Origin of the sequence: Paraglaciecola psychrophila 170, assembly GCF_000347635.1 — a bacterium.
In the GTDB taxonomy this organism is placed as follows: domain Bacteria; phylum Pseudomonadota; class Gammaproteobacteria; order Enterobacterales; family Alteromonadaceae; genus Paraglaciecola; species Paraglaciecola psychrophila.
In genome coordinates this window covers 404,244-416,731 of sequence record NC_020514.1, presented here as the reverse complement: position 1 = coordinate 416,731, position 12,488 = coordinate 404,244, and the positions used below count along the sequence as shown (strand labels likewise).

The following is a 12,488-nucleotide window of genomic DNA, read 5'->3' as shown; positions in this document are numbered from 1 at the left end:
TACTCTACTTAACCCTAAACATCCATTAAGGACATGCGCAAGCAGCAGTGTTTAAAAAAAATAAGTTTATATATATATCAGTATTTCTTCATCTGATTGTCATTTACGTGGTTGCTCAGTCGGTTATGTTTCCTTCGGTATCAGACGCGCCACAGAAAAAATCAAAGAGCATTCAAGCAACAGTAATATTTGATTCCCTCCCAAAAACTCAGGAACCCGCTCTTGAATCAAGTGAGGACGAAAACCCTCAACCTGTTGAGCCAGAAGAAAACATTCCCGTCGTCGAATCACCTGTGGATATTCAAATGGAACCTATAACAGAGCCAGCATTACAAACAATTCCAATATCACCACAAACTCAAGTACCCGCGTCCAAACGCGAAGCAGAAATACTAGAAGAGCCTGAGCAAGATGATGACATTAATATTATAGAAATACAGAGTACATCAACACATAGTTCAGATATCCACACTGCTGCAACAAGCATGGCAAGACGTCACCTAAACAGTTTTCAACAACAACAACTAAATAGGGTAGCAGAACAGGCATCCCGGTATTACCAGCAACATAAAAATTCACCGGTAATCAATGCAGAAGTCAAAGATCCTTTTATGACAGAAGGTGAAAAGCTAAGAGACACCCTAAAAGTGCGCGCCGATTGCAGTAGTACCAGTAAACAAACAGCCGCAGCATTATTAGGTTTATTTGGTGGTCAGATTGACTGTTCACAACCTCCACCCATTAGTGGTTTTATCCAAGACAGGATAAATAAAGGCTCCCATTTACCTGGAAAATATCAGCAAGAAGATCAAAAAACACCCCAATCAATTGTAATTAAGAAACAACCTTAAGCAAATATCCTCCCCCACAGACGTTTTGGTTTAACTGACACATAGTCATCTTTTAGCCTCCCCATACCTCGAATTCTTTTGTTGTTCCAAAAGATTGGCCAAGGTGTAGTATTTTGTAGGATTAAAAACTACCACCAAAAACTTGAAACTCTTAAGGAAATCCATACAAATACTTCATATGGGTGATTCGGATGAAGCTGTTTGACTATTTATCTTTTAGAGTTAAATTACTCACAATTGCTAGTTTAGTTATTTGGGCAGCGATACAATCTACCTGCTTTTCTGAGGAAATTCGTTCACTATTGCCACTCCAAGTATTCCACCCTTTTAATACTTGGATGACGAAAAAAATCCTCAGGGTGTTATTCACACACTATTTATTTTAGTGGAAAGTCAATCTGACATTAAAATTGATAGCGTTCTTATGCCTTGGGCAAGAGCATTAAAAGAAGTCCAAAATGGTAAGATTGATGCTTTATTTGGGGCACGATACAGTGAAGAAAGAGTGTTATTTTTGGGCTAAACTAATTCGCCTCTCATGACTTTCAAAACTCTATTATTCAAACGAAAAGACGATAATATTGATTTAGATGATGTGAATAATCCTTTGTTGAAATTAACTATGCCACGGTGCGTTCAATGCAATTGAATGAACCTTTTCATAACATGATGACTCAAGGAAAGAACAGGGTGATTGAGGTGGTAGGCTTTAATTCTGCAATTAAAATACTAAATATGAAAAGAATAGATTTAGTGGTAGGAAATGAATTTATTGGGTAATCCTTGATTAAACAAATAGGGTTTCAAGAAAAATTGCTGTGATGACATATTTAGAGCATGAAACACCCGTTTATATCGCTTTTTCGAAAGAGTATGCTGCACAACAATATGTGAATGAAATAATGTTGAAAATTAAGCTCGTTATCGATTCAAACCTTTTTCAAAAACAGTTACAAAAAAGCTTGCAAATAAAAAATTTGGAAAATAAAAAAGAATAGAATGATGCCTCAATCATCCGTCGAGCCTGCTATACGTTTGGGGCATGAGTCACTAATAAACCTCCGACATGAAAGTGTCGGACCGGTAGTTTCAACATTGAGTCAAAGCTGTAGTTTTACATCACGACTTCGCCCACACATTCAGTTTCATTAATGCGAAATTCAATATTGTATTTCAATCCCTAGCCTACTTCACTGCTGGTTGTTATATGTCCACCTAACCTTTGTATCGCTTCGCTATACACTCGAGAAGCCCCTAAGCTGCTGCCTCCTTGGTCTCGTTTAGAAGTATAAAATGGGGCAAACAACTTACTGATACTCTGTTTAGACATATCGTAGCCATAATCCTCATAACAATAATTACTAATAGCGTGCTTAAACGTTTTCAACTTGGGACACAAAGATAATAATATTTCATGTAGTTTCGTGTGGATAAGCAGTTAAGCCAACAGTTCTTAATTGAAGCATAAATCACTTACAATCAATCCTTTAAAGTTCAAAAAGCTGCTTATCATTCAGGTGCACGACCTCAATGCTTTAACCCTGAGTGGATTTAGTTTTTTACTCTGTCAAATATTGGTAAAACCGCGCTTAGGTCTTCCCGAGCACACAAATAGAAAATGATGGATTACTATTGTCAAAAAAGTGTTTCCGGCCACAAGGTGGGCTTGGTAATTTCCTATAAAAAGGCAGCGGTCAATTCTGCCTTGTAATAGAAGTCTACCTACTATTAACGCAACATATTTTGGAAAGTCATTCAATATATGAGCTGTTGATTAATTTGCCATCGAATATTTACCTTCATATCTAATCATACTGATATAAAAATTTAGCTGCCTCTCGGCAACTAAATAATGTTTTTCTAAATTACAATGAAAATTAGAAAAAAAATACTACAAATTAACTTCTTTAAAAGATAATACGCAAAGAAAAACCTTTAGAGACGTGAAAAAATTCTATCGTGTTTTAAATTGTTAAATCTATTCAGTTTGCTGCAACGATTAACAAAATAATGTGAGAGAGTTTTATGATTAATTTACCTAACGGCCTAAAGCAGCCACTCAGCCTAATTTATCTAGATGCAAATGCAACTACTCAGGTATTACCTCAAGCGGCGTCGGCAGCTTTAGCAACAATGGAAACACTCTTTGGCAACCCTAGTAGCAGCCATATAACCGGGCTACAAGCTAAACGAATAATAGATGAAACACGTCAACAAGCAAAAAACATTATCGGTGCTGGCGATGGTAACGTTATCTTTACCAGTGGTGCGACTGAAGGAATTCAAACTGCTATTTTATCGGCCTTACATCATGCTAAAAAAAGCCTTGATAGCAGTAAAGAATATTGCCTTTTATATGGGGCAACTGAACATAAAGCAGTACCTGAGTCGCTCAAACACTGGAATAAAATTCTTGAAATAAACGCCGAGGTAAAAGCAATTCCGGTGAATGAAGTGGGTCAGCTTGATATGGACTTCATAGCAAAAGAGGTACCCAATGCCTTGATGATTTGCACCATGGCGGTTAATAACGAAACCGGGGTGTATCAAGACATCCATTTACTGGACCAGACCATACGTGCCAATAATAAAGATACTGCGTGGATGGTTGATTGTGTGCAAGCATTAGGTAAAACAGATTTAAACCTGGCCAATACCAGTATTGACTATGCAGTATTTAGTGGCCATAAACTTTATGCGCCTAAAGGCATCGGCTTTATGTACGTTAAAGAAAATTCGCTATTCACCCCCTTTATTGCCGGTGGCGGCCAAGAAAGTGGTTTGCGCTCAGGTACTGAAAACTTGCCAGGTTTAGCGGCATTAAATGTTATATTTAGTATGCTCAACGGGAACAGTAAAACTATTTTTACCACGTTAAAGACGCTTCATATATTTCGCCAGCAAATTGCCGCAGCCTTAACCCAAGCATTCCCCGAAATTGTGTTTAATCATAGTTTCGAAAATTCAGTACCGACTACTATTAACTTTGCTATCCCTGGATTCAGCTCTAAAGAAATCATGGATTTATTTGACGCTGCGAATATACGTGTCAGCTCTGGCTCTGCTTGCAGTTCAAAGGTAGCCCGCAGTTTTGTATTAGATGCTATGGGGCTTCCTGTATGGCAAAGTGAATCAGCAATTAGAATGTCTTTTGGCCCAGCGATGACACAACAGCAAATTGACGAAGCTTGTACTCGGATAGTTTTTGCAGCTCAAGCATTAGGACAAAGCTGTTTAACCACAGACACAAATATCATTACTGAGAAAACAGCACTAGAAGGTTTATTACAATTTAAGGTAGGCGGAAGCTGCAGCTGGTTGTATGTGGATAAAAAAACGCAGTCTGCAATATTTATCGACCCGTTACCCGAGTTAACCGAGCGTTTAAAAACACTACTGACCTGTCAGGGGCTTAATTTAGTTGCCGTTATCGACACTCATGGCCATGGCGATCACCAGTCTTGTCGTGGAAGTCTTGCTGATGATTATTTGGCCCAGCAACAAACAGACATGCTTGGATGGCCAGTTAACTCAAACACAACGATCGTTCATGGTAAACACTACCCCTATATTGTCTTAGGTGATAAGTGGCTAATTAAATTAAACACTCCCGGCCATACCACTGATAGCACTAGCCTATTACTTTGTGACCCGGTTAAGGCCTCAACCGACGACTTGCTTGTTCACTATGCGTTTTGTGGCGATTTGATCTTGATGGGTAGTCTTGGTAGAACGAATTTTTCAACTAGTAGTGCAACGGCAATGTATTCTAGCTTGCAGTTATTAAAAGCACTTATCGGCACTGATAGCCTTATTTGCCCCAGCCATGATTATAACAATGAATTTACTACGAGTATTACCGCAGAAATATCACGCAACTCGTTACTTGCACAAGTTATAACTCACCAAATAAACATCGAAAAATTCTTGATTCAAAAAACATTAATGGACACACATATTATTGACCAATCAGGTAGTGAAATTATGTGTGGCGCTTTAATCGGTGATTGCCATAAAATATTAGTGCGTGAATATACTAGTCGTAGTTTGACCGAGGCTTTGGCACAACCTAATAATATTATATTAATCGACCTTCGAGAGTCTTATGAATACACACTTGGGCACGACAAGCACTTCAAAAATAATGTGCCCTTGACTCAATTAGTAGAATTTGTACACCAGCATAAACATAATAAACAACAACCATTAGTATTAGTTTGTCGAACTGGTAGCCGTTCTCAATTGGCGGCGCAGACTCTACTGCGCTTAGGATTTGAACATGTCGGACACTTAAAAGGGGGTTATGCATTGCACCAATACTAAGGTGTGCTGTTTCGTGGCAAAGCCTTACACGGGTGTGAGTTCAAAAGTCACACTCGCGGCAGTAAACTGCCAATATTGCTGGAGACACCTTAAGAGGTAAACGCGGTAAGTTATATAATAGATAATTACCATAAAACAGAATGTTGGAGCAGTGTATTGCACTTTTTAATCAGCAAATAATGCTTAATAAACGTGTATACAATTCACCACTCCACACTACATATAACAACGGCTAACCAAATATTTTTTCCCACAAACTTTTGGGTTTATCTGGCACAGTAGATTTGCCAAAACATTTACTAGGCACTGGGGGTAATGCTGAGGTGATGGCTGGCACACTAAAGGTGTCAGCACATCCTGCTTTGCTTAAGTGACCTGTTGCATTGTCAAAATGAGCAATACCCAGACCATCGGGGAAACGCCTCACCAATGACTTAGGCTCTTGTTGTTGCTGATAAGCAATAAATAATTGCATAGCGCCACTGGCACCACTTAAATTAACCGGTTGGTTGTTATCTTTGCCGATCCAACTGGTCACCAGAATATTTTTGTCAAAACCACTAAACCAGCTATCGCGATAATCATCGGTAGTACCGGTTTTTCCAGCCATATTAATATCAGGAAATTTTGCTCGAACGTCTTTTGCTGTACCTTCCAGTGTCACTTTGTGGAGTGCATAATTAAGTAAGTAAGTCGCTTGTTCATCTACTCGTTGTTCTTCGACAACATCAAAGTGCCATAATAAATGATCATCTGCAGACATAATCGCAGTAATAGAATGTAATGGGATGTAGCGGCCATTATTAGCGATAGTTTGATACATTTGGTTCACTTGCAGCGGCGAAAAATTTACCGCTCCCAAGGTAAGTGCAGGATACAAGTCGAGTTCTTCTTCTACCCCTAAGCGCCAGATAGTATCAGCAATATTGCCTAACCCTAAATCCATACCTAACGAGACAGTGGGTACGTTCAGCGACCGACTCAAAGCAGTCAACAAGGGCACTTCACCTCGGAATTTTTTATCTGAATTTTGTGGCTCCCACATTTTTCCATAGGTGCTTTTTAGCTTTATGGGTTCATCTATTAAATGTGTGGCTAAATTATAGTCTGCAGCCTGCTCTAGGGCAGTAAGATAAATAGCCGGTTTAATCAATGAACCAATAGAGCGTTTGGCATCAAGCGCCCTATTAAAACCTGCGTAATCAACATTGCGCCCACCTACAATGGAACGAATTTCCCCAGAATCAATATCGGTCACTATCATGGCTGCCTCAAATCCGCTATTGCCTATACGTTTTTCCTGTGTTGCCACTCCCTCAGAGACTGCACGCTCGGCCTTCATCTGTGCGTTTGAGTCTAAAGTCGTAAACACTTTTAAACCCGATTGGCGAATATCTGGATTATCCAATACCAAACGTAGTTCACGTCGTACTTGATCCATAAAAGCCGGATGTTTACCCTTCTTCAAACTCGCGCCGCTAGCTAGTTTAATGGGCAGCGTAACTAAATCTTGATATTCATTGGGTGACAATTGATTACTTTCAAACATCGAACGCAACACTATATTGCGCCTTTTTAGGGCTCGCTCTGTGTATTTACGAGGATTGTAATATGAAGGGCCTTTGATAATGCCTACCAATGTGGCAATTTCGTCAATCCTCAGTTCATTTAAGGGGCGATCATAATAAAAATAACTGGCTAAACCAAACCCATACACACCCGTATCACCGTTTTGCCCCAAAAACACTTCGTTTAAATAGGCCTCGAGAATCACATCTTTGTTGTATCTGACTTCTATGATCAGCGCCATCATGGCTTCTTTAGCTTTACGTACCAACGATTTTTCGCGGGTTAAAAACAGGTTTTTCACCAACTGCTGAGTGAGGGTACTGCCGCCTTGAACGGTCCGTCCCGCCGAAATATTGGCCATTAGAGCCCGCAAGATAGAAAGCGGCGCCACACCAAAGTGCTGATAAAAATTTTGATCTTCCACTGCGACTAATGCCTGAGTCAAAATAGGCGGGACATCGTTGATTTGTACCAACATACGATCTTCCCGACCGCTGCTGACCAAGCGAGTGACAAGCCATGGTTCGAGGTAGATATTATTGATACTTTGACGACTATTGAGATCTTGTATTTGACTGATGCGCGCATCTTTGAAACTTATTTCAATGTTACGTAAATCTTCTGTGCCATGAGAGAAATCAAATTTACGACGTTGGATACGAATACTGTTTCTCAATAATTGGTATTCGCCTGAACTATCAGCACGGGTCACTCTTCTATACCCCAAGAGTTGTAATTCTTCTTCAATCTCTTTGATGCTTATTTCTTGTTTTAGACTCAAAAACATCGGACGGGCATAGATTTGGGCTGGGACTTGCCACTTATTGCCGGCAAATTTTGCGCTAATTTGTGCATCGAGATACACGGTATAAGCTGCAATCACTAGGATAAAAATAGACAGTAACTTGCCCCAATGTCGCCAAAACCAGCTAAAAGGGTTAAACAGTATCCATCTCGACACCTTCGATGCGTTGGTGGTTGATTTTGTTTTTACCGCTGCAGCTTTAGGTTTGCCTGCGGGGATTTTACTCATGATTTACTGCTCATGGTTTACTGTTCATCCTTTTTTTGTGCGCGTTGTGGCTTGTGCATTCGCCGGATCATCTGGCCAGAAATGGCGAGGATAACGGCCTTTCATATCTTTTTGTACTTCTTTGTAACTTCCTTGCCAAAATCTCGGCAGATCTTGGGTAGTTTGTATGGGTCGGCCTGCAGGAGAAAGTAACTCAACAATAATAGGAATTTGTTGTTGTGCAACCGTTGGGTGAAGCTTCAAGCCATATAGTTCAGTCATACGTACTGATAACATCACAGTTTTGTCGGCGCTATAAGTCAACTGCGCACTCGTGCCACTAGGTAACGCTAATCTTTTAGGAAACTGTTTGTCCAAATATTGTTGCTGTGCGTAATCCAATTCATTTAGCAGTTGTTGAAGAAAATCACATTGAGAAAATTGTTGCCAAGTCAATGTATCCCGTAAGTAGGGCATCAGCCAACTATCAATGGATGTGAGTAATCCTGATTCAGTGAAATCTGGAAATGCTATTGCACCAGAAAAACTCGCCGCAAATTGAACACGATAAATAAGTTGCTGCACTTCGTCATTGAAAGGAAGATTTGTTATACCTTTGTCATGTATTACATCTTGCCAAATACTCAAAATATGCTTTTCAGAAGGCCGTTTGATGGGTTGTTTATGGATAACTATCTTGCCTAAAGTTTTTTGAAGTTCTGATACTATTCTTTGGTTTTGAGGATCCCAGTCAACTCGCTCATTTTTTTCAATCAAATAATCAAAATGTTGTTCAAGCTGCAACAGCGTTAACGACTCCGCATAACGGATTTGGGCATTGTCTTGTTGTCGATCGTTAGTTTGCATATTGGCGACAGCTAACCAAGGTTGTATGGTTAACGCATCATCTTGATACAATATCGCACCACTTCCATTTACCAGCTGATATCGTTCATCTTTTCTCTGTTTTGCCAACCATTGCGGGTAAGCAAAACCTATTAACACAGCTGTATCCTCGATTGGCCAAGCCAAAAGTCTAGACGCCAGTTTTGCATGCCATTGGCGAATTGCTTGCCAAATAACATGATTTTTTTGCTGTAGAACAAAATGTAATCGGGCAGATAAGCTAGCCCCACTAGCGTGTCTGCCCATGGGGTCTTTGTTTTCTATTAATGCCGCTATAGCACAGGCCATACTCAAATGTTCTGGGCTCAACTGCTTACTTTTCACTAACATAACAGCGAGACTGGGGTGGCAACCTAAACCATGTGCTTTGCGCCCTAAAGCAGTCAATTTATTGTTGTTATCAAATAATTCAAGCTGGCTTAAAAGTGCAAAGCCTTGAGATAGTTGCGCATCACTGGGATGGTCTTGCAACGCAAGCGCCTTAACCTCTGCCCCCCAAACTGCACTTTCCAAAATAAAACTACTCATATCACTATGCATGATCTCGGGCATAATTTGTTGAGCTAACCTACCGTGCTGCTCTTTACTCCAGAGCCTATAACAACTGCCGGCGGCAAGTCGCCCTGCTCTTCCGGCCCTCTGAGTAGCCGATGCTTGGGATATTTTTTGGCTTTGCAGGTGGTTAATACCGCGATTCAGTTGAAAAATAGCTTTTTTCTCAACACCACTGTCGATGACAAATTCAATGCCTTCTATGGTTAAACTGGTTTCAGCAATATTGGTCGCTAAGACAATTTTTCGTTTGCCTGCTGGGTGGGGTAACAATGCGCGCTGCTGTTCACTTTTAGATAATTCAGAGAATAATTTAAAGACCTCAACTTCATCTGCGAAATGCTGGCTCAAACGCTCTGCGGCTTTGTTAATCTCAAAAGCACCGGGTAAAAACACCAAACAGTCATGCTGATGATTAGGAAAAACCTGGATAACCAGCCGACTGATTTTTTCAAACAGAGGTAGCTTTGAATTGTCGGGCTGATAAATAATATCAACTGGATAACTTTTACCCTTAGACTCTAACAATTTAGCTGCGGGTAACAATTCTATTAGCGCTGCAACATCAAGCGTAGCCGACATCACTAATAAACGTAAATCGTCTCGAAGTGTTTGTTGCACTTCAATACACAGTGCCAGTGAAAAATCGGCGTGTACACTGCGTTCATGAAATTCATCAAAAATCACTAAACCTACATCAGGTAAATCAGGTTGATTTTGTAACATTCGGGTTAGAATACCTTCAGTAACTATTTCCAAGCGTGTGTTAGCGCTTACCTTCACCTCACCTCTTATGCGATAACCTACCGTTTGTCCAACAGACTCACCTAATTGGCTGGCTAAATATGCGGCAATATTTCTAACAGCGATACGCCTTGGTTGTAATAGAATGATTTTTTTATCTTTAAACGCATCTAATTTAAGTAGGGACAAAGGCAAACACGTAGACTTTCCCGCACCGGGGGGAGCCACAACTATGGCATCACCGTTAATTAGTTGTTTATGTAGCGCAGCTAAAATATGTTGAACAGGTAACAAATAAAATCTCTTTGGGTTTAAATAAAATGTTGCGTAGAGTATCTACATAATATTATAACAAACATAAGGGGTGACAGTATGCGGGCATTTTTTGGTTTATCACCCGACGTTAACACTAAGTTAGCGATACAGGCTTGGCGTAATAAAGCCTTCCCTCACTTTAATGCACCAGTACCTGCTGCTAATTTTCATGTCACGTTAGCATTTTTAGGCCAGGTTTCCCCTAAACAGCTTGACGCATTATGTGAGGCCGTCGAGCATATTTCTGAGATACACACTTTTGATATTTCGCTTAACCAAGTAGGTTATTGGTCAAAACCAAAAGCCCTTTGGTTGGGCTGCAAAGAAACTCAAAAAGAACATCTACAACTTGTAAAGAATCTGTCTCAAATAGCTAATTCAATAGGTTTGCAACTACCTAAACAAGATTATATTGCACACCTTACTCTTGCCAGAAAGTGCTCGGTGAACCCACCAGCAGCTTTAATCGAACCAGCATTTACCTGGCGAAACGCGGAGTTTCATCTATACGAATCAGTATCAGGTAACAAAGGCGTGTCTTATCATATTAGGCATACATGGCCATTGGCTAAATTGTTTGCCTTTAGAACAGTCTGAGTTTGAGCGCTTACTTCATGCTGACTGAGCTAACATACAACTGGCAAATATTGGGTTTATTCTGATATAGCCATTTTTGTTCTTTACCCCATTGGCTTTAGCGGGTAACAATGAGCAGTAATGTAAATCAAGGTTTTATGAGTTATGCAACAAACGTTTAGGTTAGTCATTGATTGCCCAGATCAAATAGGGTTAGTCGCAGCAGTAAGTCAGTTTTTGGCTCAACAAAATGCCACTATCGTCGAGGCTAACCATCATACTGATCAGCAAACGGGGCGATTTTTTATGCGCCACGAGATCAAAGCCGAATCAATGAGTATGAGTTTGCAAAACATAAAGCAATCTTTTGAGCCTATTGCTGAAAAATTTCAAATGCATTGGAAAATTGCTGATTCACACAAAAAACAAAAAGTAGTGATGTTGGCAAGCCACGAATCTCATTGCTTAATGGATATTTTACACCGCTGGCACAGTGGTGAATTACACTGCGATATTCCTTGTATTATTTCTAATCATCCGCAAATGAAACAATTTGCAGACTGGCACAATATTCCCTTTCACTGGGTAGATTTTAAAGACCAACCAAAAGAAAAGGCCTTTGCTGAGGTAGAGAAACTCATAGAAGCCTATCAAGCTGATTTAACCGTTCTTGCTAGATTTATGCAGATTATCCCCGATCACCTTTGCAAGAAGTTAGCGGGCAAAGCAATTAATATTCATCACAGCTTTTTACCTTCTTTTGCCGGTGCTAAACCTTATTTGCAAGCTTATAACCGTGGCGTTAAGTTAATCGGAGCCACCTGCCATTATGTGACTAGCGATTTAGATGAAGGCCCAATTATCGAACAAGAAGTTATGCGTATTAGCCATAGCGATACGTCAGCCGACATGGTGCGTAAAGGTAAAAACTGTGAAAAAACCGCATTAGCTAATGGTGTGCGTTACCATCTAGAAGATCGTGTGATTATTCACAAGAGCAAAACAGTGGTATTTGCTTGATGTCTATCTATCTGATCCGCCACGGCCAAACAAACGGCAACAGAGATAGAATTCTACAAACGCCTGATACCCCTCTTTCAAATCTGGGACACCAACAAGCCAAGCAACTTGCTCAGGCGTTTCAGGATATTTCTGTAGAGAATATAATCTGCAGTGACTATATACGCACCCAACAAACAGCAGCCCCCCTTCATGCAATACAACAATCTTCGTTTAGCCTACAACCGTTGCTTAGGGAAAGAAGTTTTGGCGATTTACGGGGCAAGGCTTATGCAGATATTGATGCTGACATTTTTGATGAAAGTTATGCCCCACCCAACGGTGAAACCCAGCACCAGTTTATAGAGCGAGTTAATCTTGTGTGGAAATTTGTTTTGGAGACCTATAAGAACATGCAAGGGAGTCTAGTTGTTATGACTCATGGCTTAGTACTGCGTGAACTGATTAAGCAACACTTGATCGTTGATGACGCTATGTCACCACTGTCAGACTTTCAAAATACATGTATTACTCAAGTAAATGGAACAGATAAAAAAACAATATTACGATTCTGCGATGCACGGCATTTGAATAAGGAAAGTACGGCAGGGGGTGCGGTTTAAATCTGTGGTTTCCATGTT

The 12,488-nt window shown here is 40.2% G+C and carries 10 protein-coding genes; 7 read left to right on the top strand and 3 right to left on the bottom strand.

The genetic code is table 11. The annotated features are described in order from the left end of the window. Positions 1–47 precede the first annotated feature (47 nt). The 3 genes from C427_RS01760 (at position 48) to C427_RS25750 (ending at position 1,849) form a co-directional block, all read left to right on the top strand. The gene (locus tag C427_RS01760; protein WP_226991287.1) at positions 48–851 is read left to right on the top strand and encodes a hypothetical protein; all 804 of its coding nucleotides are present in this window, start codon (positions 48–50) and stop codon (positions 849–851) included. A 334-nt stretch (positions 852–1,185) separates the two neighbouring features. Beyond that, complete coding sequence (locus tag C427_RS26140) at positions 1,186–1,374, top strand: type 2 periplasmic-binding domain-containing protein (RefSeq protein ID WP_034900274.1); 189 nt, start codon at positions 1,186–1,188, stop codon at positions 1,372–1,374. 295 nt (positions 1,375–1,669) lie between these two features. After that, a complete protein-coding gene (locus tag C427_RS25750; protein ID WP_148285877.1) occupies positions 1,670–1,849 on the top strand; it encodes a hypothetical protein in 180 nt (59 codons plus the stop codon). A 182-nt stretch (positions 1,850–2,031) separates the two neighbouring features. Here the strand turns inward: C427_RS25750 and C427_RS24425 are convergent, their stop codons facing one another. Further along, positions 2,032–2,238, bottom strand: a complete 207-nt coding sequence (locus tag C427_RS24425; RefSeq protein WP_226991286.1) for an ATP-binding protein — start codon at positions 2,236–2,238, stop codon at positions 2,032–2,034. 638 nt (positions 2,239–2,876) lie between these two features. Between C427_RS24425 and C427_RS01750 the strand changes: the two genes are divergently transcribed. Beyond that, positions 2,877–5,174, top strand: a complete 2,298-nt coding sequence (locus C427_RS01750; protein ID WP_007642871.1) for an aminotransferase class V-fold PLP-dependent enzyme — start codon at positions 2,877–2,879, stop codon at positions 5,172–5,174. 232 nt (positions 5,175–5,406) lie between these two features. On the opposite strand, the gene mrcB is transcribed toward C427_RS01750, so the two are convergent. Continuing rightward, complete coding sequence (gene mrcB, locus C427_RS01745) at positions 5,407–7,776, bottom strand: penicillin-binding protein 1B (protein ID WP_007642870.1); 2,370 nt, start codon at positions 7,774–7,776, stop codon at positions 5,407–5,409. A gap of 24 nt (positions 7,777–7,800) precedes the next feature. Next, entirely contained in the window at positions 7,801–10,251 is a 2,451-nt protein-coding gene (gene hrpB / locus C427_RS01740) for an ATP-dependent helicase HrpB (RefSeq protein WP_015430313.1), read from the bottom strand. Positions 10,252–10,329: 78 nt separating this feature from the next. On the opposite strand from hrpB, the gene thpR reads away from it, so the two are divergent. From thpR to C427_RS01725, 3 genes are all read left to right on the top strand, one after another. Beyond that, positions 10,330–10,869: an RNA 2',3'-cyclic phosphodiesterase gene (gene thpR / locus C427_RS01735; RefSeq protein WP_007642864.1), complete on the top strand. Its 540-nt coding sequence runs from the start codon at positions 10,330–10,332 to the stop codon at positions 10,867–10,869. A 144-nt stretch (positions 10,870–11,013) separates the two neighbouring features. Next, the gene (gene purU, locus C427_RS01730) at positions 11,014–11,868 is read left to right on the top strand and encodes a formyltetrahydrofolate deformylase (RefSeq protein WP_007642862.1); all 855 of its coding nucleotides are present in this window, start codon (positions 11,014–11,016) and stop codon (positions 11,866–11,868) included. After that, the gene (locus tag C427_RS01725) at positions 11,868–12,470 is read left to right on the top strand and encodes a histidine phosphatase family protein (protein ID WP_007642861.1); all 603 of its coding nucleotides are present in this window, start codon (positions 11,868–11,870) and stop codon (positions 12,468–12,470) included. The genes purU and C427_RS01725 overlap by 1 nt, the downstream gene beginning before the upstream one ends. Positions 12,471–12,488: the final 18 nt, after the last annotated feature.